Below are 22,407 nucleotides of genomic sequence, written 5' to 3'. Positions count from 1 at the left end.
GACCAATCCGGGCGTCAAGGTTCCGCGCGGTAAACCGGCCGGATGGCGGCCGCCGTTGGTCGCGTCGGCGAACACGGCGGGTGAGCAACGATCGCGACAAAAACGTTCCAACCCGCGCGGTATCCCGGTAGCGTCCGCGTCCATGCGGGTGACCCGGGGGACGATTGGACAACGCAGAGTGACGATGCCGTGGCGGGCGGCCCCGAAGGCCGCCCTTTCCAGCCCGCTGACCCTCGTCGTCGCGGCCGTGACCGCGCTGCTGGCCTGCTTCCTCGGCACCGCCGCGGTCCTGCAGTCCTCCGCCGCCGGCGGCGCGGCCGTGACCTACCAGACCGGTATCACCTGCCCCGACAGCTACGGCCCGGTCTTCGGCAAGGGCAACATCCCGGTGCGGGACATCCCCGTGCTCACCCAGGCCGTCCAGCGGCACGCCGCCGCGCACGGCTTCGGCGCCCCGGTCGTCGGCCAGTACACGAACGTGCTGCCCGGCACCGAGTTCAACGGCGACCCGCACTACAAGGTCCGCCTCGCCTACCGCGACCAGGCCGGTCTGGACAACCTGACGCTGCAGCAGGGCACCCGCGCGCCGGGGCTGTGGCTGGGCAACGTCGTGGCCGACGCCGAGCACATCGGCGTCGGCACCCGCCCGAGCCTGCAGGGCACCCCGCTGCCGCCGGTCACCGGGATCTACCGCGACCTGCTCGACCCGCCGCCGCGGTGGTGGTGCTCGCAGCAGTCGGGCGCGGTCGTGGACCGGCTGGCCAACGACCCGATCGACTCGATCGTCTTCGCCACCGACCGCAAGACCTTCGACACCGCGGTCGCGGCCATCGGCCTGCCCACGATGCAGTACTTCCACATCTCGTTCTACGAGCCGGCGCCGACGACCCTCAGCGGCGCCGAGGACCTGCTGCGGCGCTCGCGCGACCTCGTGGCCGACGTCCGCGCCGACCTGACCGCCCAGGGCCGCGGCTCGCTGGTCGCCGCCGACGTCCCGACGTTCGAACGCTCGGTGCAGATCGCGCGCCAGGCCCAGGAGAACGTGTTCGTCTCGATCCTGCCGCTGGCGCTGATCAGCGTCCTGGTCGGCTGCGCCGGCCTCGGCACCGTCGCCCTGCAGTGGTACCAGCGGCGGCACGCGCAGCTGCGGCTGCTTTCCGCCCGCGGCAGCGGCCCGGGGGCCCTCGGCGGGCTCGCGGTCGCCGAGCTGGGCCTGCCGATCCTGCTGGGCGGCGCGCTCGGCGCCGCCGCGGCCCGGCTGCTGCTGGGCGTGTACGGCCCACCCGGCGCGCCCGATCCGGCCTCAGAGCTGCGCGCGGGCTTCGTCGCAGCGGGCACGCTGGCGGTGTCGCTGGCGTTGCTGGCCCTCGTCGTCGCCGTGCGCGCGCACCGGGAGTTCGAGCTGGGCCGCGTGCGCCGCAAGGGCGCCCGGGTGCGGCTGCTGGCCTACTTCCCGTGGGAAGCTCGCGACGGCGGGCATGGCCTGGCTCGGCTGGACGCGCCTGACGCACTACGGCACCGCCTCACGCCTCGGAAATCCGTTACCCCAGGTCGACCCGCTGGCCCTGACATACCCGGTGTTCGTCGTGCTCACCGTCGGGCTGCTGACCGCGCGGCTGGCGTGGCTGGCCCTGCACGCCTCGCACCGGGCCCGGTTCTGGTCGCGCCCGGCCCTGCAACTGGCGATCCGGCGGCTGGCCGGCGCCCGCGCCCCGGTGACCGGGGTGCTCGTGATCGGCACCCTCGCCATCGGCACGCTCGCCACCGGCATCGGCATCGCCCGCGGCCAGGAAGAGGCGCTGGACACGAAGTCGGCGATCTTCGTCGGCAGCAACGCCCGCCTCGACACCGACAGCCCGCTCGGGATGGGGAAGGTCGCGATGCCCGCGTCGCTGGCCGGGTCCAGCACGATCGTCGGCGAGCTGACCGGCACCGGCAGCGTGGTCCTGGTGGTCGACCCCGCCACGTTCGCCCAGGGCGCCGCCGTCGACGCCGTCCCCTCCGACGACCTCGAAGGCCTGCTGGCGAAGATCGCCCACCCGGACCCGCACGGCACGCCGGTGATCCGCGTCGGGCACACGGCCAAGCAGACCGGGCAGCTGCCGGGTGGGCTGGCCGACGCCGTCCCGGTCGGTGACCTGCCGGTGTTCCCGATGATCGGCACCTCCCCCGGCTACGTCGTCTCCCGCACGGTGCTCAGCCCGGCGCAGCTGTCCGCGGTGCCGAAGTGGAGCGTGCTGACGACCGCGTCGATGACCGACGCGACCACCGCCCTGCGCGCGGCCGGGGTGTTCATCCCGAACCGCGTCAGCCGCGAGACGGCACTGGACGGGCTGCCGTTCTTCGTCGTGTCGTGGACGTTCTCCTTCGTCGCGCTGCTGGGCGCGGTGCTCGGGGTGGTGGCGATCCTGGCGCTGCTGGTCGCGGTCGAGGTCAGGCGGCGCCAGAACGCCCTCGCCGGGGCGCTGGTGCTGCGCATGGGCATGCGGCCGCGGACCCTGCTGGCCAGCCACCTGATGGAACTGGGCGCGCTGAGCGGGCTCGCGATCGTGGTCGGCGTGGTGTGCGGGATCTCGGTGGCCGGGTTGTCGGTCCCCCGCTTCGACCCGGCGACCTTCCTCGCGCCGCGCTCGGAGCTGCCCGACCCGCTGCCGTTCGTGCTGACCGTGCTGGCCATCGGCGTGCTCGTGGTGGGCCTGGCCGGCTGGATCGCGGTGCGCTCGGTGCGCACCGCCCGGACCGCGGAGCTGATCCGTGCCTGACAAACCGATTTTCTCCCTGCGCGGCATCGGCGTGGACTACCTGACCCCGGCCGGGGTCGTCACCGGCGTCGACGACGTCAGCATCGACGTGCCCGCGCGCGGGATGACCGTGCTCGCCGGGCCGTCCGGGTCCGGGAAGTCGACGCTGCTGCGCGTGCTGGGCCTGTTCGAACAGCCCGCGCGCGGCACGCTGACGTTCCAGGGCGCCGACGTCCGCAAGCTCAAGCACCGCGAACGGCGGGCCCTGCGCCGCCACCACCTCGGGCTGGTGTTCCAGAACCCGGCCGACAACCTGCTGGGCTACCTGAGCGTGGCCGACAACCTCCGCGCCGCCGCGGAAGCCGCGGGAACCGACTGCACCCCCGATGACATCCTCGGGCAGCTGGGCCTGCACGGCACCGGCGGCTGGAAGATCTCCGCGCTCTCGGGCGGGCAGCAGCAGCGGCTGGCGTTCGGGTGCGTGCTGGCCGCGCGCTCGACGGTGGTCCTCGCCGACGAGCCGACGTCGCAGCTGGACGAGGCGTCGGCGGACCTGGTGCTCGACACCTTGCGCTACCTGGTGGACCAGGACTTCGCGGTCCTGGTCGCCTCGCACGACGAACGCCTCATCGACCTCGGCGCGCGAGTGGCCCGGCTCCACAAGGGCGTGCTCGAAGGCGTCGAAGAACAGGAGCCCCGGCCATGACCCTGGTGGAAGCCGTCGGGCTGCGCCGCAGCTTCGCCCACCCCAGCGGCGACATCGAAGTGCTGCGCGGGCTCGAGCTGCGCGTCGGCGCGGGTGAACTGGTGACCGTGTCCGGCCGCTCGGGGTCGGGCAAGAGCGCGCTGCTCGCCCTGCTGTGCGGGTTCGACTCCCCCGACTCCGGCTGCGTACTCCTGGACGGCGTCCCGATCAGCGGGGCACCGCCGTGGCACACCTGCGCGGTGCTGCCGCAGGCGCTCGGGCTGGCCAACGAGCTGACGATCGCGGAGAACGTCGCCCTGCCGCTGCGGTTGCGGTCCGACATCCCGCGCCCGGCCGCTCGCGAGATCACCGCGCGCGTGAGCGAGCTGCTGGACGAGCTGGGCATCGGCGACCTCGGCGACCGCTACCCGCTGGAGGTGTCGTTCGGGCAGCAGCAGCGGGTGGCGCTGGCCCGCGCGGTCGCCGGACGGCCACGGGTCCTGCTGACCGACGAGCCGACCGCGCACCTCGACGCGGGCAGCACACCGCGGGTCCTGCGGCTGCTGCGCCGCTGCGCGTCGGAGGGCGCGGCGGTGATCGTCGCGACCCACGACGACGAGGTGCACCGCATCGCCGACCGCCGCGTCCGGCTGCTGGACGGGGTCCTCACCGCGCTGCTCGACTGAAGCTAGCCCGCCTCGGTGAGGTCCGTCGTCTCCGCCAGCTCCACCGCGACCTCCACGATCTTCGGCACCGCCGGGTTGTCGTGGCCCGGCGCCCACACCAGCTCCGTGCGGGCCACGTCCCCTTCGAGCGGCACGAACGCCACCCCGCCGCGGCGCAGGCTGTGCGACGAACGCGTCAGCCGCGTCACGCCCACTCCCGCCGCGACGAGACCCAGCAGCCCCTGCACCGTCGCCGCGCGCTGCACCACCCGCGGCGTGAAGCCCGCCGCCGCGAAGTCCGCGTCATAGCTGCGATGCCACGGCTCCCACGAACTCCGCGGCGTCAGCACCCACGGCTCGTCCGCCAGGTCCGCCAGCCGCACCGACGAACGCCCGGCAAGGGGATGGTCGGCGGGGAAGACCGCACAGACCTCCTCGGTCAGCAACGTCCGCGACGCCAGCCCCGCCACCAACGGCGGCCGCGTGAACGCCAGGTCGAACCGGCCCTCACGCAGGCCTTCGACCAGCTCGGCGATCGACGCCTCGGCCGTCGTCACCGCCAGGTCGGGGAACCGCTCGCGGACCGCGCGGACCACCGGCGGCAGCAGGTAGTTCGCCGTCGTGGTGAGGAACGCCAGCCGGACCGTGCCGATCTCGCCGCGGACCGCCCGGCCGACCGTCGCGACGGCTTCGTCGGCGCGGGCCAGCACCGCCCTCGCCTCCGGGAGGAACAGCTCCCCGACGGCGGTCAAGCGGGCACCACGCGCGCCACGCTCGAACAACCGCGCGCCCAGAGTCCGCTCCAGCACGGTGATCTGCTGCGACAACGACTGCTGCGCGATGTGCAGCCCGGCCGCGGCCCGCGTGAAGCTCGTTTCGTCCGCGACGGCGACGAAGTAGCGAAGGTGCCGCAGCTCGGGAGTCACAGGCCCAGACTGTAGCCCCGGCAGGACACCGGTGTTGGCGGCCCGGCGGAGATCGACACCAGGATGGGAGCAGGGAAACCACTGGGAGGAAGGCGAAGATGACGAACACCGACGGCCGCGTCTGGCTGATCACCGGCTGCTCCGCCGGCTTCGGCCGCGAGATCGCCCTGGCCGCGCTCGCCGCGGGCGACCGGGTGCTGGCCACCGCGCGGCGGCCGGAGACCCTGGCCGACCTGCGCGACCACGGCGGCGACCGGGTCCGGACCGCGGCCCTCGACGTCACCGACCCCGGCCAGGTCGACGCCGCCGTGAAGACCGCGCTCGAGGAGTTCGGCCGGATCGACGTCGTGGTCAACAACGCCGGCAACGGCTCGGTCGGCGCCGTCGAAGAGCTGACCATGGACGAACTGCGCGCCCTGATGGAGGTGATGTTCTTCGGCGCCGTCGCGGTCACCAAGGCCGTGCTGCCGCACCTGCGGGCCCAGGGCAGCGGCACGGTCGTGCAGATCAGCTCGATGGGCGGCCAGCTCTCCCCGCCCGGCTACGGCGCCTACTGCGCCTCGAAGTTCGCCCTCGAAGGCATTTCCGAAGCGCTCGCCGCCGAGGTGGCACCGTTCGGCGTGCGGGTGCTCATCGTCGAGCCGGGCGCGTTCCGCACCGAGTTCGGCGGCGGCCGGATGCACCGCTCCCGCACCATCGACGCCTACGCGGTGTCCACCTCGGCCACCCGCCAGGCGGTCGAGACCATGGACGGCACCCAGCCGGGCGACCCGGCCAAGGCCGCCGCGGCGATCGTCCGCGCCGTGGACAGCGACAACCCACCGCTGCGGCTCGCGCTCGGCGCGGACGCCGTCGACGCCATTCGCGCCCACCACGCCTCGCTCGCCGCGGACCTGGCCGCCTGGGAAGACGTCAGCCGGGCGACCGCCCTCGGCTAGAACGCCTTGGCCGCGTCACGGGCCGATTCGTGGGCGATGCGGCTCAGCTCGTCCGCGTCGCCGGTCAGGGTCGGGTGGTAGCGGATCTCGGTGACGTCGTCGATCCCGGCCCAGTTCAGCCAGCCGGTGAAGAACGGCGCCTGGAAGTCCCGGCCGAACTCCGGCCCGAGACCCGGACCCCACACCGCGCTGGTGTAGATCACCGCGGCCCGCTTGCCGCGCAGCAGGCCTTCGTACCCGGTCACCGCGTCGACGCCGAACACCAGCCCCGGCTGCGACACGACGTCGATGAACTGCTTGAGCACGTACGGCACGCCCGAGTTCCACATCGGGACGCTGAAGAGCACCCGGTCGGCGGCGTCGAACCGCGCGAACGCGGCCTTCGCCGCCGACCACGCTTCGGCTTCCGCGCCCTGCGGGACGCCGCCGCCGAACACGGTCATCTTGGCGCGCGCCGCGGCCGGGCCGAACGACGGCAGGGAACCGTCCCAGAGGTCCCATTCCTCGATCTCTGCCTCCGGGTGCACCGTGCGGTAGGTGTCCAGGAAAGTAGCTGCCAGACGCAGCGACTGGGAGTCTTCCCCGCGCGGGGACGCGGAAATGTGCAGCAAATCAGGCATGACAGTGCTCCTCGATGGGGTGTCGGCTTCCGCCGGACGAAGAATCGGACTAGAGTCCGCTTATGTCTTCGAACCGTAGCGGACCGGAGTCCGCTTCGTCAACGCCGGTCGAACTGCCCGTCCTCGGCGCCCCCGTCCGCGAACGCGCCGACGCCGCCCGCAACCGCCTCCGCGCCCTCACCGCCGCCGAAACCCTCTTCGCCGAACGCGGCGTCGACGCCGTCACCATGGACGACGTCGCGAACGCCGCCGGCGTCGGCAAAGGCACCCTCTACCGCCGCTTCGGCGACAAAGCCGGCCTCGCCATGGCCCTGCTCGACGAACGCGAACGCGAACTCCAGGACCGCATCCTCACCGGCCCGCCACCCCTCGGCCCCGGCGCACCCCCCACCGACCGGCTCGCCGCGTTCGTCGAGGCCTACCTCGACCTCCTCACCCGCCAGCTCGACCTCGTCCTGCTGTCCGAAACCGCCACCACCGGCGCCCGCTTCCGCACCGGCGCCCACACCCTCTGGCGACAGCACGCCCGCCACCTCCTCGACGCGGGCGGCGCGCCCGACGCCGAAATCGCCGCCGACGTCCTGCTCGCCGCACTTTCCGCCGAACAAGTCCGCCACTGGCTCCGCGACCGCGAACTCGACCCGGCCACCCTCGCCGCATCCCTCGTGGCACTGGTGCGAACCTGGACCGTGACCTGAGCCCGACCGCACACCGCCGTCCGTAGAATCGACCGCGATGCGACGTCTTCGGTGGTACTGGGGGGCCTTGGTCCTCGCGTGCGTGGCCCTGCTGGCCGGCTTCTTCGTCTTCTTCGGCTCCGAAAGCCAACCCGGGCGACCCCAGCCCCGCCAAGGCCCGCCCGGCACCGGACCGCTCACCGTCGTCGCCATGGGCGACAGCACCGTCTCCGGCGAAGGCGCCGGCCAATACACCCCCACCACCAACGGGCAGGGCGGCAACTGGTGCCACCGCTCCCCCAACGCCTTCGTCGAAAAGATCGCCGTCCCCGGCGTCACCGCCCACGTCAACCTCGGCTGCTCCGGCGCACCCGCCGAACAGGTCGCCCTCGGCGACGTCAAGCAGTGGACCGAAGGATCGCAAGCGCAGCAGCTCGCCGCGGTCGTCAAAGACCACCGGGTCACCGCCGTCGTGATCGCCGTCGGCGCCAACGACGAACCCAAGTTCTCCAACCAGGTCACCGAATGCTTCAAGGCCTGGTTCAACGCTGGCGGCCCGTCGTGCAGCACGGCGCTCAAGCAGAACTGGCAGTCCAAAGTGGACGCCATGGTGCCGAAGGTGGCGAAGGCGGTCTCGGACGTCAAAACCGTGCTGGCCCAAGCGGGTTACGTCCCCGCCGACTACCAGCTCATCCTGCAGTCCTACGCCGCCCCGATCGGCCCGGACCTGCCGGAGGACCTGCGCAACCTCAACGGCTGCCCGTTCCGCGTGGAAGACCTGCGCTGGATCTCCCAGACCGGCATCGGCGTCCTGTCCGCCGGGCTGAAGGCGGCCGCGCAGCAGAGCGGGGCCCGGTTCTTGGACCTGGCCAAGGCGGGCGTGAAGCACGAGGCGTGCAGCGGCGGCCCGAACCCGGCGACGGAGTGGTTCACCCGGCTGACCCTGCAGCTGGCGGACCTCGGCCAGGCCGACCGCGCCGGGCACGCGCTGCAGGAGTCGTTCCACCCCAACGCGGCCGGGCACACGGCGATCGCCAACTGCGTGACCGAGTTCATCGTCGCCCGCGAAGGCAACGCTTCATGCCTCGCGGGCGCGGACGGCAAGCTCCACGCGGCCCCGGAGGTCGTGGCTCGCTGAGAGGCTCCCCGGTCCTGAGCGGGTCTTTGTTCTTGTCCCGGTTTTCCTGAAACTCGCCCAGTGGTATAGGGCGTTATACACTCAGAGATCGAGTGCCGCACGCAACGCGATGTCGATGCGCTCCTGGACGTCCTGGTCGATCTCGGCGACTCGCTCGTCGAACCAGGGCCGGTAGAGCCTCGTCAGGTTGAGCGTCGACACCCAGTAGCGGGCGTCGATCGCCACCCCGAGGATGTCCATCGGGTCGCGCTCGAGCAGTTCGGTGCCGAGCAGCCAGGGCCGCTCGGACTCGTTCACCCCGTCCGAGGACAGCAGCACCACGGTGCGCTGCCGGGCCGGTTCGGTCGGGGGTGGTACGTCCAGACTTCACCCCTGCGCACGCAGATCCTTTTCCGCCGCGCTGCGCTCGGCCTCGTCCGATTCCGCGACGGCCGGTTCCGGCTTCTGCGGGGTGTAGCCGGTGCGAACCGCCTCGCGCCGGGCCGCCTTCGACAGCCAGGACGAGACCGAGATCCCGTGTGCTTTCGCGGCGCGTTCGGCGAACTCCAGTGCGCCGCTGTCCAGCGAAAGAGTGACCTTACGTGTTGCCATACCTTTTACCGTACCAGCGCCCCGGCCACCGGGCGGGGCGCCGGCGTCAGAACGTGGGCGAACGTCCCTCGAACGGCGTAGAGAGCACCACCGTCGTGCGGGTCGACACCTTCGCCGCCTCCCGGATCCGGCGCAGCAGGTCCTCCAGGGCCAGCGGCGACTGGACGCGCACCAGCAGGATGTAGGACTCGTCGCCGGCGACCGAGTAGCACGACTCGATCTCCTTGATGTGCTGGATCCGCTGCGGGTAGTCGTCCGGCGCCGCCGGGTCGTTCGGCGTCAGCGAGATCAGGGCCGTCAAGGGCAGGCCGATCTGCTCGCCGTCGAGCCGGGCGGTGTAGCCGAGGATGACCCCGCGCTGCTCGAGGCGGCGCACCCGCTGGTGCACCGCCGACACCGACAGCCCGACACGCTCGGCCAGATCGGTGAAGCTGCGCCGCCCGTCGGCCGCGAGCTCCTGGACGATCGCCTGGTCCAGCGGCTCCAGGCCGCCGGTCGTCATGCGTCCAGCACGACGAGCTCGTGCGGCTGGTTGTTGACGGACTCGACGCCGTCCGCGGTGACGATCACGATGTCTTCGATCCGGGCGCCCCAGCGACCCGGCTGGTAGATGCCCGGCTCGACGCTGAAGGCCATGCCCGGCTCCAGCGGCAGCGCGTTCCCGGCGATGATGTAGGGCTCCTCGTGCACGTCCAGGCCGATGCCGTGGCCGGTGCGGTGGATGAAGTACTCGCCGAACCCGGCCTCGGCGATGACGTCGCGCGCGGCCGCGTCGACGGCCTCCGCCGTCACGCCCGGCTTCACCGCGGCCACCGCGGCGGCCTGGGCGCGCTGCAGCACCGCGTACGTCTCGGCCACGTCGGCGTCGCGCGGCTCCCCCACCGCGTACGTGCGGGTGGAGTCGGAGTTGTAGCCCGCGGGCAGCGGGCCGCCGATGTCGACGACCACGACGTCACCCTTCTCGATGACGCGGTCGGAGACGTCGTGGTGCGGGCTCGCGCCGTTCGGGCCGGAGCCGACGATCACGAAGTCGGCCTGGGCGTGGCCCTCCTCGACGATGGCCGCGGCGATGTCGGCGCCGACCTCGGCCTCGGTGCGGCCCGGCCGCAGCCACTCGTGGACGCGGGCGTGCACGCGGTCGATCGCCGCGCCCGCCTCGCGCAGCGACGCGATCTCCGCGGCGTCCTTGCGCATCCGCAGCTCGCGGACCACCGGCCCGGCCAGGGTCTGCTCGGCCTCCCCCAGCGCCGCGCGCAGCGCCAGCACGTGCAGGGCGGGGGTGAAGTCGCTGACCGCGACGCGGCCGGGCTTGCCGAGCCGGTCGGCGACCAGCTTGTACGGGTCGTCGCCGTCCACCCAGGTCAGCAGCTCGACGCCGAGCTCGCCGGTGGGCACGTCGGCGTAACCCGGCGCCTCCAGCTTCGGCACCACCAGCGCGGGCGTGCCGTCGGCCGGGACGACGAGCGTGGTGAGCCGCTCGAACGAGCCGCCGGCCTGGCCGATCAGGTAGCGCAGGTCGGAGCCGGGCGCAATCAGGAGCGCGTCGGTGTCCGCGGCGGCCGCGGCGGCGCGGGCGCGGTCCAGCCGGGCGCGGAGGGCGGTGGCGTCGGGGGCGGGCGTGTGGAGGGATCGGCGCGACATGGGAGCGAGCCTAGCCGGGCGCCCCGGGTGATCCACTCGCCCGGGCCCGCGACATGCCGGACGTCGCCCGCAACTCCCAGGCTGCTCTCGTTCCGTGCCGCGGACGCGTGGCATGCCGTCGCCGGGGCGCCGGGCGTGGGAGGCTGTGCGGGTGACCGGACCACTTGCCCTGCTCGACTCCGCGAGCCTCTACTTCCGCTCGTTCTTCGCCCTGCCCGACTCGATGCGCGCCGCCGACGGGACGCAGGTCAACGCGGTACGGGGGTTCGCCGACACGATCGCGCGAATCCTCACCGACCGGCACCCAGCCCGCCTCGTGTGCTGCCTGGACGCGGACTGGCGGCCGAAGTTCCGCACGGACCTGCTGCCCAGCTACAAGGCGCACCGCGTGGCCGAGGAGACCGGCAGCGGCAGCCCCGACGTCGAAGAGGTCCCCGACACCCTGACCCCGCAGGTGCCGATCATCCTCGACCTGATGGAGGCCTTCGGGTTCGCCACCGCCGAAGCCGCCGGCTACGAGGCCGACGACGTCATCGGCGCGCTGGCGACCCGCGAGAAGGCCGACCCGGTCGAGGTGATCACCGGCGACCGCGACCTGTTCCAGCTGGTGCGCGCCGAGCCGACGCCGACGTCGGTGATCTACGTCGGCAAGGGCTGGGCCAAGGCCGAGGTGCTCGGCCCGGCCGAGATCGCCGAGCGCTACAGCCTCCCCCGCGACACCGCCGGCCCGGCGTACGCGGACATGGCGGCTCTGCGCGGCGACCCGTCCGACGGGCTGCCCGGCGTCGCCGGGATCGGCGAGAAGACCGCGGCGAAACTGATCACGCAGTTCGGGTCGCTCGAAGCACTGGTCGAGGCCGCGTCGTCCGGGGACTCGCGGGTGCCGCTCAAGACCCGGCTGCGGCTGTCCGAAGCGGCGGACTACGTGGCCGTCGCCCCGACCGTCGTCCGGGTCGCGGTCGACGCGCCGGTCGAGCAGTCCCGCCCCGACACCGTGCCGTCGGTGCCCGCCGACCCCGCCCGGGTCGCCGAGCTGGCCGAGCGGTGGAACCTCGGCAAGTCCGTCGAGCGGCTCATCGAGGCCCTGCCCGGCACCTAGCTGTGACGTCCGGGGAGGGCTCAACCGCAGCCGCACGAGCGCACCAGGTGCTCGGGGCTGCGGGCCGAGCTGTGGCGCGGATGGCAATCCCGGCCACGCCTTCGACGCGGTAACGGCCGGCCCTCCTCGCGTCGGTCTTGGGCGCGACCACGAACATCTTGCCGCCGCGGCGCAGGTCCAGCCCTGCCTCCGGAGACGTGAAGCGGTTCCTCGACAGCTCCACTTCACAACGGGTCACCTCAACCCCCGGGGGGGTGTCCCTATGTGGTTGTCAAGCCGCGGCGGGGGCCGGAGCGGGTTCGGGGTGTCGGTAGTGGGTGCCGTTGCGCAGCATGGCGTAGAGGACGTCGCAGCGGCGGCGGGCCAGGCAGATCAGCGCAGCGTTGTGTTTCTTGCCCTCGGCCCGCTTCCGGTCGTAGTAGGCCCTGCTGGTCGGGTCAGACAACGCGGCGAAGGCGGCGAGGAAGAACGCGCGTTTGAGCTGGCGGTTGCCCGTCCGAGCGGGATGTTCGCCCTTGATGCTGGTGCCGGAGCTGCGGGTGACCGGGGCGATGCCCGCGTAGGCCGCCAGATGCCCCGAGCTGGCAAAGTTCGAGGCGTCGCCGACCTCGAGCAGGATGCGGGCTGCGGTCCTGACCCCGACGCCGGGCATCGAAGTCAGGACCCCGGCAAGAGGGTGCGCATCAAGTATCCCCTCAACCTGCTCAGCGACCTGTTTCCGTTGCAGGAGAACCGTTTTGAGGCTGTCGGACAGCCGCGGCAGGACCGTGTCCGCGGCGGCGGTGCCCGGGACGGTGACGGTCTGCTCGCCCAGCGCGGTCATGATCGCCTCGACCAGCTTGCCGCCGAGGCGGGGCGCGTGGACTTTGGCGATGGCGGTGAGTTTGCGGCGGCCGGCCTTGGCGATGCCGGCCGGGCCGCCGCAGCGGGAGAGGATCTCCAGCACCGCTGGGTGGCTGATCCGCGGGCCGATGGCGTGTTCGAGAGCGGGGTGGATGCCGGTGAGCAGCCCACGGATCCGGTTGCTGATCCGGGTGGCTTCGCCGGCCAGGTCGTCGTCGAACCCGACCAGCACCTCCAGCTCCGCCAACGCCTCGTCATCGACATCGACCGGGCGCAGGGTGTGCGGCAGGGAGCGGGCGGCATCGGCGATGACGAACGCGTCCCGGGCATCGGTCTTCGCGCGACCCGGATAGAGGTCGGCGATGCGGCGCATGGCCAGGCCAGGCAAATACGCCACCTGGTGTCCTGCGGCGCGGGCGACCGCGACCGGCAACGCCCCGATCGTGGCGGGCTGATCGACCACGACCAGCAGCGGTCCGTGCGCGGCGAGCTTGTCGAACAGGGCCTTCAGTTTGGGTTCGGTGTTGGGCAGCGGGCCGTCATGCAACCGCTTGCCGTCCGGGGCGAGGCCGACCGCATGATGGGCTTCCTTGCCGACGTCCAAGCCGAGGAACACCCCGAAGCTGCTGCTCATCCACCAGCCGTTCGTTCGTCGCGTCGTGGTCACCGGGTTGGGCATCGATGGCCGGCACCCACGTTACGACGAGACCTACCTGGTGGTGGCCGTGTCCCTATCAGCGGTCCCTCGATGCCACCAGGCCCGGTGACACCACCCCCCGGATCATGCCTTCGACTGGGGGCGCAAGTCATGCCGGGCCTGGTGACCACAACTCCCTGGTCGGGAGCCACGAAAAAGGTAACGGGGGGCAACGTCGCTGGACATCACACCTAGAACAGCGTCCCGTTCCACGGCGCGGTGACCGTGGTGAACAGCTCGTCGGCCCGCGCGACGGCGGCCGGGTCCCGCACTTCGACCCGGCCCGCCTGCGCGAGCGCCGTCGCGCTCCACTGCCCGAGGTACAGCATGCCGAGCGTGTCGACGTCGAGGGCCAGGTCCGCGGCCGCGTCCGTGCGGCGGGCACCGTCCGGGCCGACCTCGTAGTGCCCGGTGTTGGCCGCCAGGATCCGGTCGGTCACGGCGAGCACGACCGGCTCGGCCGCGCGGTAGGTGCGGGCGTCCAGCGCGGCGGCGACGTCGACCGGGCGCAGCCACAGGTCGTCCTCGACGTCGAGGGTGCGCGCGTGCCGGTGGTCGGTCAGCATCGCGGCGAGAGCCTCGTCGACCGGGCGGTGGCGTGCGTGCACGGCCGAGACCAGGTCGACCGACAGCAGGAACCGCCAGAGCCCGGCCGCGGCGACCGGGTTCGCCGCGTGCAGGTCGCGGACCTTCAGCACCGCGCCCGCGTCCGGGTCGTCGAGGGTGCGGGTGTCGACCGTGTCGTACACGACGTAGCCGTCGTCGCCTTCCGGTCCACTGTGGACGGCGACGACGTGGCTGCCGTCCGGGCCGACGTGCCGGTCGTGCGTGGTCGGCCACCACAGGTCCGGCCGCTCGATCATGCCCGGCCGCGTCAGCCCGATCCGCCGGTACAGCCCGGGAATCTCCTTCACGGCCTCCTCGGGCGTCAGCATCCGCACCTCGCCGCCGGACGGCACGCGGTCGTGCAGCCGCGCGGCGGGCCGCGCCACCCGGACGGTCTTGGCCAGGGCAGCCGAGCCGTAGCCGAACCGCCCGTAGATCGTCGGCTCGCTGGCGTGCAGCGCCGCCAGCGGGATCCCGCGCTCGGCGAACTCGGCCAGCTGCGCCGCCATCAACGCGCTCAGCACCCCGCGCCGGGTGCGGTCGGCCCGGACCCCGACGCCGTCGACCGCGGCGAGCGGCAGGACCCGCCCGCCGGGCACCGCGATCCCGGTGTCGAAGGAGCTGGTGATCCCGATCGGCGCGCCCCGCTCGAACACGCCGAACTTGTGCGCCGCGGGCCAGGACTCCCCCACCCGCGCCCAGGTGGTGTCGCTGACCCGGTTGCTGTGCAGGGCGCGGCCGAGCAGGTCGTAGGTGGGACGGCGTTCGTCCTCGGTCACCGGGCGGACGTCGAAGGCGGTCATGCCGCCGATCTTGCCGTCCGGCCCGGCGCGGGGCACCCGGATTTCCGGCGCGTCAGAAGTACGTGCCGCTCCAGGACGCCACGCGGGTGCCGAAGAGCACGTCGGCGGCCACAGCCGCGGCCGGGTCGCGCACCTCGATCCGCCCGGCGTCCGCCAGCGCCGACGGCCGCCAGGTCCCGAGGTACACCATCGCGAGCGTGGTGACGTCGAGGCGCAGCGCGGCCGGCTCGTCCGTGCGCTCGGCACCCTCCGGCGTGATCCGATAGGCACCGCCGTTGCCCGGCAGCAACGGATCCACGACCTCCAGCACGACCGGAGCCGCGTGCCCGTACTCGCGGCCGGCCAGCGCGCGCGGGACGTCGACGAGCCGGATCCAGTGCTCGTCGGCGATCCGGTCGACGCTGCTGCGGCGGTGGTCGGCCAGCAGCAGCTCGATCGGCTCGTCGAGCGGCCGTTCCTCGGCGACGACCCGGTCCACCAGGTCGACACCCAGCAGGAACCGCCACAGCCCGGCGAACGCGGCCGCCGAGCCGGTGAACAGGTGCCCCACCTCGAGCTGCTTGGTCCACGGGTGGGCGTGCAGGCCTTCGACCCGGTAGGTGGCGAACCCGTCCGGCCCGTCGGGGCCGTGGTGCACCAGCGCCTTCGTCGGCTGCTCGTGGCGGCGGGCCTGGTTCTCGTAGAACCGCCACAGCACCTCGGGCCGGGTCATCATCCCCGGCCGGTGCGGGAGCCGCTCGTAGACGGCGGGCAGGACCTCCACGGCGCGGTCCAGGTCCAGCAGCTCGACCTCGCCGCCCACGGGCACCTCCGGCCGCAGCCGCGCCCGGTGCCGGTCGACGCTGTAGGTCCGGGACCGGGTGGCCAAACCGTAGCCGAACCGGCCGTAGATCGACGCCTCCGAAGCCAGCAGGTTCGCGAACACCACGCCCCGCTCGGCGAAACCCTCCAGCTGCCCGGTCAGCAGCGCCCGCATCACGCCGCGCCGGGTGCGGTCGGCGCGGACGCCGACCGAGGTCACCCCGGCCATCGGCAGCCGAGCCCCACCGGGAACGGTCAGCTCGGCGTCGAACGAGCGGGCCGTGCCGACCAGCTCCGGGTCGAACGCGCCGAGCGTCCCACCCGGCTGGTACGCCCGGGCCGCGCGTTCCCACTCGGCGTCGTCGGCCGGGCGGAAGTGCACGGTCTCGCGGAACAGGTCGCTCGCGGCGCGGTGCTCGGCATCGGTCAGCGTCCGGATCTCGAAGTCGCTCATACCCCGGATCATCGCCGGAGACGGCGAAGTCCGGCCACCGGAATTCCCGGCGACCGGACTTCGCGCCCGCGCTACTTCGCGGCGGGCGGGGAAACCTCGTAGTTCCCGCCGTCGCCCTTCACCGTGATCTGCACCTGCTGCGGCTTGCCGGCGATGGTGGCGGTGCACTCGAACTTCGCACCGTCCTCCACCTTCTGCTCGGCCGGGCAGGTGACCGCGGTGACGCCCTCGATCTTGTACGTCTCGGTCAGCAGCTTCTGCACGTCGGTCTGCATCTGCGTGTTGTTGAAGACCTGCGTCTTGAAGAACCCGGGCGCCACGAACCCGAGCACGCCGACCACCGCGACGACCACGACCAGCACGATGATGCCGATCAGCAGGCCCTTCTTGGACTTCGCCGGCTTCTCGCCCTCCGGCGCGCCCTGGCCGGGGAACTGCTGCTGGCCGTAGTCGTACTGGCCCTGCGGCGGCTGCTGGCCGTACTGCGGCTGCTGCTGGGGCCCGCTCTGCGGGTACGCGCCACCCGGCTGCTGCTGCCCGTACTGGGGCTGGGCCTGCGGGCCGCTCTGCGGGTAACCCCCACCGGGCTGCTGCCCGTACGGCGGCGGCTGCTGGCCCCACTGCGGCTGCTGCGGCGGCGTGTACCCGCCGGGCTGCTGACCCCACTGCTGCGGTTGCTGGGGCTGCTGCGGCTGGCCCCACTGCTGTTGCTGGTTCGGGTCGTACGAAGGCGGCTGCTGCCCCCACTGCGGCTGTTCCTGCGGCCCGCTCGGCGGGTACGCGCCGCCCGGCTGCTGCCCGTACTGGGGCTGCTGTGGGTCGTTGCCGCCATACGGCGTGCTCATCGTCTGCCTCCGCCTGCTTCGCTCATCTCGCTGTCCACCCCGAAACCGCCGTCAAGCCGCGTACGCACGGTGTCGCAGGCGATCCAACCACAGGTCGGAGCCGAGCACACGTGTCCACGCTCACCGCCTCCGCCGTCCGGAGCAGGGCTAACACGGAGTTCACGCGGCACCCGCGGCGACGACACCCCGCCGCAGCGCCTTGACCGCGTCGGCCGCCGCCGCGCCCACCGGATCGGCCTTGCCGAGCACGTCCCGGATCTGGTCGAGCAGGTCGATCACCTGCCGCGACCACCGCACGAAGTCCCCCGCCGACAACTCCTGCCCGTTGGCTTCGGCGGCCGTGAGCACCTTCTCCAGCGACTCGCCGCGCGCCCACCGGTAGACCGGCCACGCGAAGCCCGCGTCGGGCTCCCGCGTGCGGTCCAGGCGGTGCCGCCGCTCGTCCTCGGTCAGGTCCACCCACAGCTTCACCGTCTCCTGCCACGCCTCCGGCACGGCCCCGCCGGGCAGCCGCGGCTCCCCCGCCGTGTCCCGCCGGGCCTCGAACACCAGCGTCGAGACGACGGCGGCCAGCTCGGCCGGACCGAGCTTCCGCCACACGCCGTGCCGGATGCACTCCGCGGCCAGCAGGTCCGACTCGCTGTAGAGCCGGGTCAGCCGCCTGCCGTGCTCGGTGACGCGGTCCTCGCCGTCTCCCGCCGACTCCGGCCCCAAGTAGCCGCGCTCGCCCAGCAGCGCCAGGATCCGGTCGAAGGCCCGCGCCAGCGAGTGCGTCGTCGCCGCGACTTTCCGTTCCAGCTGCTGGGTTTCCGCCGCGAGCCGCTGGTACCGCTCGACCCACCGCAGGTTCGCTTCCCGCTCGGCCAGTCCGTGGCACGGGTGCGACCGCAGGGCACGCCGCAGCGCCGCCAGCTCACCGTCCTCGTTCGCGCCGGACCGCCGCTTCTGCCTGCCCGGCAACGAAATCCCGGCGTTCCGCAGCGTCGAGGCGATGTCACGCCGGGTCTTCGGCGACCGCAGCTCGATGTGCTTGGGCAGCTTGATGCGGCCCAGCGCCTCCACCGGCGCCGGGAAGTCCGCCACCGACAGCGGTCCGGACCACCGGTCCTCGGTCACCACGACCGGCCGCGGCTCCCGGATCGGGTCCAGCCCCGGGTCGACGACCACCGCCAGCCCGGCCCGCCGCCCGGCGGGCACCGCGATGACGTCACCCTTGCGCAGCTTCTCCAGCGACTCCGCCGTCCCCGCCCGCCGCACCGCGGTGTTCTGCCGCGAAAGCGCCTTCTCCCGCGTCGAGATCTTCGCCCGCAGCTCGACGTACTCGAGCATCTCCTCGAAGTCCCCGGTGATCGCGGCCGCGTACCCCTTGAGCGCTTCCTTGTTGCGCTCGATCCGGCGTGCCGTGCCGACCACCGACCGGTCCGCCTGGAACTGCGCGAAGGACTGCTCCAGCAGCTCCCGCGCCTCGGCCGCGCCGACCTGCGCGACCAGGTTCACGGCCATGTTGTAGCCGGGCCGGAACGACGACCGCAGCGGGTAGGTCCGCGTCGAGGCCAGCCCCGCGACCTGCTTCGGGTCGACCCCGGGCTGCCACGCGACGACCGCGTGCCCCTCGACGTCGATGCCCCGCCGCCCCGCCCGGCCGGTCAGCTGCGTGTACTCCCCCGGCGTCAGGTCGACGTGCGCCTCGCCGTTGTACTTGACCAGCCGCTCCAGCACGACCGTCCGCGCGGGCATGTTGATCCCCAGCGCGAGCGTCTCCGTCGCGAACACGACCTTCACGAGGCCGCGGACGAACAGCTCCTCGACCGTCTCCTTGAACGCCGGCAAGAGCCCGGCGTGGTGCCCGGCGATCCCGCGCTCCAGCGCCTCCCGCCACTCCCAGTACCCGAGCACGCCCAGGTCGCCCTCGGGCAGGTCCGACGTGCGCTCCTCGATGATCCGGCGGATCTCCTCGACCTCGGCCGGCCCGTTGAGCCGCAGCCCCGACCGCACGCACTGCCCCACCGCGGCGTCGCAGCCCGCCCGCGAAAAGATGAACACGATCGCCGGCAGCAGCCCGGCCCGGTCCAGCTGCTCGACGACGTCCACCCGCGACGGCGGCCGGTACCGCGGCATCCGCGGCGGCGCACCTCGCCGCCCGCGCGGGCCCCGCAGCCCGGCGGGCGCGTGCAGCCGCCCGACCTCCTCGGTGCGGCGCAGCAGCGTCGGGTTGATCCGCAGCTCGGCCCCCGGCGCGTGGGTGTCCTCGCCCGCGAACAGGTCCAGCAGCCGGTTCCCCACCAGCATGTGCTGCCACAGCGGCACCGGCCGGTGCTCGTCGACCACGACCGTCGTGTCGCCGCGCACCTCGACCAGCCACTCGCCGAACTCCTCGGCGTTGCTCACCGTGGCCGACAGCCCCACCACGCGGACGTGCTCGGGCAGGTGCAGGATCACCTCTTCCCAGACCGCCCCGCGGAACCGGTCGGCCAGGTAGTGGACCTCGTCCATGACCACGTAGCCGAGGTCGGTGATCGTCGAGGACCCCGCGTAGAGCATGTTGCGCAGCACCTCGGTGGTCATCACGACCACCTGCGCGTTGCCGTTGATCGAGGTGTCCCCGGTCAGCAGGCCGACGGCGTCGGGGCCGTAGCGGGCGACGAGGTCGGCGTACTTCTGGTTCGACAACGCCTTGATCGGCGTCGTGTAGAAGCACTTGCGGCCCTCGGCCAGCGCCAGGTGCACGGCGAACTCGCCGACGACCGTCTTGCCCGCCCCGGTGGGCGCGCACACGAGCACGCCGTGGCCGCCCTCGAGGGCCTCACACCCCCGGATCTGGAAGTCGTCGAACTCGAAGGACGCCTCCGCGGCGAAACGCGTCAGCTGGGGGTACTTCCCGCGGCGCAAGGAGGCCGCATAGGCCTCGGCCGGGGACGGAGAAGGGCTACTGGCCACCTCGTCAGGGTTCCACATCCCCCCGCCGGTCCGCACGCCGCGTGACCGACGGCGAGTCGCTCCTGGTCCCCGCGGGTTTTTTCGGCGGCTCGGACCCGTGCTGATCAAGAAACCGGCCCGGCGGTATAGGTCGTTATACACCTGAATGTGCCGGGAACCGGTTCGCGTCGTCCGTCGTCGGAGCGGCGTGAGGAGGCCCCGATGACCGAACCGTGTCCGAGCTGCGGCCAGCTCGACCAGGTGCAGCACGTGCCCGCGGTGTACCAGGGCGGGCACTCGTTCTACCGCGGCCAGGGCCCGACGGTCGCCGTCCCGGCCGGTGACGGCGTCGTCTACACGAGCTCCCAGGTCAGCGGGGTCTCGGTGACCGCCGTCGCCCGCTCACTGGACCCCTTCCCTCCCCCGCGCCGCAACGGCGGACTGCTCGCGGCCGTGATCGCGCTGGCGCTGGTCGGCAGCTGCTTCCTGCTGCTGCCGTTCTCGGCGGCCGACGACCCGCCACCCGGCGGCCCGGGCGCGAAGGTCCTGGGTTTCGCCGTGCTGGCCCTGCCCGCGGTGGGCGTCTACGTCGCCGCCGGCGTGCTGATCTGGCTCTACGTGCGCAAGCTGCGGGCGCACCGCAAGCAGCGGCGTGGGGTGCCCGCGGCCCAGCAGGTGTGGGAGCAGGGCTGGTTCTGCCACCGCTGCGGCGGGGTCTACTTCGCCGACGCGGGACGGCTGCTCACCCCGGCGCACTTCCGCCAGCTGGTCGCGCGGGCCGGGGGCTACGACGCCTAAGCGAGCACGGTCAGCGCGCCGGGGACGCAGCTGGCCGTCACCGGGACACTCCCCTGCGGCTCGCCGTCGGCGTAGGCCGGCCAGGTGTTGCCGTCCAGGGAAACCGAGCGGGCGCGCAGCGTGCGGACCGCCGGGTGCGTGAGGTGCTTTCCGGTGCGCAGGCCGGGCAGCATCCGGATCAGGCCGCGGCGGGTGGCGTGACCGATGATCGTGACGTCGAAGACGCCGTCCTCGGGGTCGGCGGTCGGGCAGATCGGCACGCCGCCGCCGTAGAACGGGGTGTTGCCCACGGCGACCAGGGTCGCGTCGAGCTCCAGCCGTTCGCTGCCGGTGTCGACCACCACCGGGCGGGCGCGGAAGGCGGCCAGCTCGGCGAGGATCGCCACGTCGTAGCGGCGCGGGCCGGACGGCCAGCGCATCCGGTTGGCGCGTTCGTTGACGCTCGCGTCGAAGCCCGCGCACAGCACCGTCGCGAACCAGGTGTCGCCGATGCGCCCGAGGTCGATCCGCCGCCGCGCGCCGGACTTCAGGGCCGCGACCAGGGCATCGACCGCCGCGAGCGGCTCACCGGGGACGCCGAGGGCGCGGGCGAAGTCGTTGCCGGTGCCCGCCGGGACCAGCCCGAGCGCGACGTCGTGGTTCGCGCAGAACTGGACTCCCTGGTGAGCGGCGCCGTCGCCGCCGAGCACGATCAGGACGTCGAGGCCCGCGTCGTGCGAGGTCCGCATCAGCTCACGGGACTCTTCGACGCTGGTGGCGACCAGGACGTCGAGGCGGTCGACCGCCGTGCGCAGCCGCTCGGCGACGGTGTCGGCGATCCGGGCGGCGGCGCCGTGCCCCGAGGCCGGGTGCACGGCCAGCGCGGCGTGGATCCCCACTACGTGACGTCGTCGGTGCTGGCCCGGCCGCCGGACGCGGTCGGGGTGGACGGCTCGTCGTCGATGGTGCTCGGCGTGTAGTCGAACGGCGCGGCTTCGTCGTCGGCGAGCTTGTCCCAGCCTTCGTCCTCGCGGGCCTGGTCGAGCTTCCGGTCGTGGAAGCGGGCCATCTGGACGGCGATCTCGAACAGCACGGTGAGGGCACCGGCGAGGCCGAGCATGGAGAACGGGTCGGAGCCGGGGGTGGCGAAGGCCGCGAAGACGAACAACGCGAACACGATGCCGCGGCGCCACTTCTTGAGCTGGCGGTACTTGACCACGCCGACGCGGTTGAGCATCACGACCAGCAGCGGCAGCTCGAAGCTGATCCCGAAGATGACCAGCAGCGACAGCATGAACGAGATGTACTTGTCCGCGGTCAGCGCCGTGATGAACTCGCCCTGGCCGAAGCCCATGAGCAGCTGCAGCGCGTGCGGGAACAGGATGTAGGCGAGCACGGCGCCCGCGGCGAACAGCACCGAGGCGAACCCGACGAACGTCAGCGCGTACCGGCGTTCCTTCGAGTACAGGCCCGGCGCGATGAAGGCCCACAGCTGGTAGAGCCACGCCGGGGACAGCACGACCGCACCGGCGGCGACACCCACCTTGATCTGGATCATGAACGCTTCGAACGGCACCGTCTGCAGCAGCTGGCAGCCCGCGGCGCCGTTGAGCCGGCGATCCGCCGGGATGGCGCAGTAAGGCGCCTTCATGATGTCGCCGAGCGACGGGATCGGGCCCAGCTTGGTGCTGAACCAGATGAACCCGAAGATGCCGCCGATGACGACGGCGAGCAGCGCGAAGCCGAGACGGCGGCGGAACTCGTAGATGTGCTCGATGAGCGTCATCGTGCCGTCGGGGTTGCTGCGACGGCTGCGCTTGCGCCGCTTCGACCGGCGGCTGTCACCGTTACCGGAGGCGGGTTCCGCCACGGGATGTTCCGTTCTCGTCGGTGTCCGCCGGAGCGCGCCGGGGCCGGCGCGCTCCGTGGACCAGGGACCGGGTG

General features: G+C 72.8%; 19 protein-coding genes and 2 pseudogenes. 8 read left to right on the top strand and 13 right to left on the bottom strand.

Translation table 11 applies throughout. From position 1 onward, the window contains the following. The first annotated feature begins 178 nt into the window (after positions 1-178). From QP939_RS39625 to QP939_RS39615, 3 genes and pseudogenes are all read left to right on the top strand, one after another. A pseudogene (locus QP939_RS39625) lies at positions 179-2,762 on the top strand (FtsX-like permease family protein). After that, entirely contained in the window at positions 2,755-3,447 is a 693-nt protein-coding gene (locus tag QP939_RS39620) for an ABC transporter ATP-binding protein (RefSeq protein WP_285451652.1), read from the top strand. The pseudogene QP939_RS39625 and the gene QP939_RS39620 overlap by 8 nt, the downstream one beginning before the upstream one ends. Then, positions 3,444-4,112 carry an ABC transporter ATP-binding protein gene (locus QP939_RS39615; protein ID WP_285451650.1) on the top strand — a complete coding sequence of 223 codons (669 nt, stop codon included), beginning with the start codon at positions 3,444-3,446 and terminating at the stop codon, positions 4,110-4,112. The genes QP939_RS39620 and QP939_RS39615 overlap by 4 nt, the downstream gene beginning before the upstream one ends. Positions 4,113-4,114: 2 nt before the next feature. Here QP939_RS39615 and QP939_RS39610 read toward each other — a convergent pair whose 3' ends face one another. After that, positions 4,115-5,017: a LysR family transcriptional regulator gene (locus QP939_RS39610; protein ID WP_285451649.1), complete on the bottom strand. Its 903-nt coding sequence runs from the start codon at positions 5,015-5,017 to the stop codon at positions 4,115-4,117. A gap of 98 nt (positions 5,018-5,115) precedes the next feature. Between QP939_RS39610 and QP939_RS39605 the strand changes: the two genes are divergently transcribed. Continuing rightward, entirely contained in the window at positions 5,116-5,955 is an 840-nt protein-coding gene (locus QP939_RS39605) for an oxidoreductase (protein ID WP_285451648.1), read from the top strand. On the opposite strand, the gene QP939_RS39600 is transcribed toward QP939_RS39605, so the two are convergent. Continuing rightward, on the bottom strand, positions 5,952-6,575 hold the full coding sequence (locus QP939_RS39600; protein WP_285451647.1) for an FMN-dependent NADH-azoreductase: 624 nt from the start codon (positions 6,573-6,575) through the stop codon (positions 5,952-5,954). The genes QP939_RS39605 and QP939_RS39600 overlap by 4 nt on opposite strands. A 62-nt stretch (positions 6,576-6,637) precedes the next feature. On the opposite strand from QP939_RS39600, the gene QP939_RS39595 reads away from it, so the two are divergent. Next, a complete protein-coding gene (locus QP939_RS39595; protein WP_285451645.1) occupies positions 6,638-7,273 on the top strand; it encodes a TetR/AcrR family transcriptional regulator in 636 nt (211 codons plus the stop codon). A 37-nt stretch (positions 7,274-7,310) separates the two neighbouring features. Then, positions 7,311-8,390 (top strand): GDSL-type esterase/lipase family protein, encoded by a 1,080-nt coding sequence (locus QP939_RS39590; RefSeq protein WP_285451644.1) that lies wholly within the window; start codon positions 7,311-7,313, stop codon positions 8,388-8,390. An 81-nt stretch (positions 8,391-8,471) separates the two neighbouring features. Here the strand turns inward: QP939_RS39590 and QP939_RS39585 are convergent. The 4 genes and pseudogenes from QP939_RS39585 to QP939_RS39570 form a co-directional block, all read right to left on the bottom strand. Continuing rightward, a pseudogene (locus tag QP939_RS39585) lies at positions 8,472-8,770 on the bottom strand (hypothetical protein). Next, a complete protein-coding gene (locus tag QP939_RS39580; protein WP_206788328.1) occupies positions 8,757-8,981 on the bottom strand; it encodes a hypothetical protein in 225 nt (74 codons plus the stop codon). The pseudogene QP939_RS39585 and the gene QP939_RS39580 overlap by 14 nt, the downstream one beginning before the upstream one ends. 46 nt (positions 8,982-9,027) lie before the next feature. Continuing rightward, entirely contained in the window at positions 9,028-9,483 is a 456-nt protein-coding gene (locus tag QP939_RS39575) for an Lrp/AsnC family transcriptional regulator (RefSeq protein ID WP_285451643.1), read from the bottom strand. After that, positions 9,480-10,622: a M24 family metallopeptidase gene (locus tag QP939_RS39570; RefSeq protein ID WP_285451642.1), complete on the bottom strand. Its 1,143-nt coding sequence runs from the start codon at positions 10,620-10,622 to the stop codon at positions 9,480-9,482. The genes QP939_RS39575 and QP939_RS39570 overlap by 4 nt, the downstream gene beginning before the upstream one ends. 151 nt (positions 10,623-10,773) lie before the next feature. Here QP939_RS39570 and QP939_RS39565 point away from each other — a divergent pair, with 151 nt between their 5' ends. Then, positions 10,774-11,721, top strand: coding sequence for a 5'-3' exonuclease (locus QP939_RS39565; RefSeq protein WP_285451641.1), 948 nt, complete (start codon positions 10,774-10,776; stop codon positions 11,719-11,721). A 271-nt stretch (positions 11,722-11,992) separates the two neighbouring features. Here the strand turns inward: QP939_RS39565 and QP939_RS39560 are convergent, their stop codons facing one another. The 5 genes from QP939_RS39560 to QP939_RS39540 all read right to left on the bottom strand — a co-directional run bounded on the left by QP939_RS39560 (position 11,993) and on the right by QP939_RS39540 (position 19,725). Beyond that, the gene (locus tag QP939_RS39560; RefSeq protein WP_285459953.1) at positions 11,993-13,198 is read right to left on the bottom strand and encodes an IS110 family RNA-guided transposase; all 1,206 of its coding nucleotides are present in this window, start codon (positions 13,196-13,198) and stop codon (positions 11,993-11,995) included. Between the two features lie 254 nt (positions 13,199-13,452). Further along, positions 13,453-14,670 carry a GNAT family N-acetyltransferase gene (locus QP939_RS39555; protein ID WP_285451640.1) on the bottom strand — a complete coding sequence of 406 codons (1,218 nt, stop codon included), beginning with the start codon at positions 14,668-14,670 and terminating at the stop codon, positions 13,453-13,455. A gap of 52 nt (positions 14,671-14,722) precedes the next feature. Beyond that, positions 14,723-15,925 carry a GNAT family N-acetyltransferase gene (locus tag QP939_RS39550; protein WP_285451639.1) on the bottom strand — a complete coding sequence of 401 codons (1,203 nt, stop codon included), beginning with the start codon at positions 15,923-15,925 and terminating at the stop codon, positions 14,723-14,725. Positions 15,926-15,996: 71 nt separating this feature from the next. Further along, complete coding sequence (locus QP939_RS39545) at positions 15,997-16,770, bottom strand: DUF4333 domain-containing protein (protein WP_285451638.1); 774 nt, start codon at positions 16,768-16,770, stop codon at positions 15,997-15,999. A 159-nt stretch (positions 16,771-16,929) separates the two neighbouring features. Next, entirely contained in the window at positions 16,930-19,725 is a 2,796-nt protein-coding gene (locus QP939_RS39540) for a DEAD/DEAH box helicase (RefSeq protein ID WP_434219601.1), read from the bottom strand. Between the two features lie 183 nt (positions 19,726-19,908). Between QP939_RS39540 and QP939_RS39535 the strand changes: the two genes are divergently transcribed. After that, positions 19,909-20,484: a hypothetical protein gene (locus QP939_RS39535; RefSeq protein WP_285451636.1), complete on the top strand. Its 576-nt coding sequence runs from the start codon at positions 19,909-19,911 to the stop codon at positions 20,482-20,484. On the opposite strand, the gene QP939_RS39530 is transcribed toward QP939_RS39535, so the two are convergent. Beyond that, complete coding sequence (locus QP939_RS39530; RefSeq protein WP_285451635.1) at positions 20,481-21,362, bottom strand: diacylglycerol/lipid kinase family protein; 882 nt, start codon at positions 21,360-21,362, stop codon at positions 20,481-20,483. The two genes, QP939_RS39535 and QP939_RS39530, sit on opposite strands and share 4 nt — an antisense overlap. Beyond that, complete coding sequence (tatC, locus tag QP939_RS39525; RefSeq protein ID WP_285451633.1) at positions 21,362-22,333, bottom strand: twin-arginine translocase subunit TatC; 972 nt, start codon at positions 22,331-22,333, stop codon at positions 21,362-21,364. The genes QP939_RS39530 and tatC overlap by 1 nt, the downstream gene beginning before the upstream one ends. Between the last annotated feature and the right edge of the window lie 74 nt (positions 22,334-22,407).

The sequence above is a fragment of the Amycolatopsis nalaikhensis genome (assembly GCF_030264295.1).
Lineage (GTDB): Bacteria > Actinomycetota > Actinomycetes > Mycobacteriales > Pseudonocardiaceae > Amycolatopsis > Amycolatopsis nalaikhensis.
The sequence above is the reverse complement of the archived record's forward strand: the minus strand, read 5'-3'. Positions and strand labels throughout refer to the sequence as shown.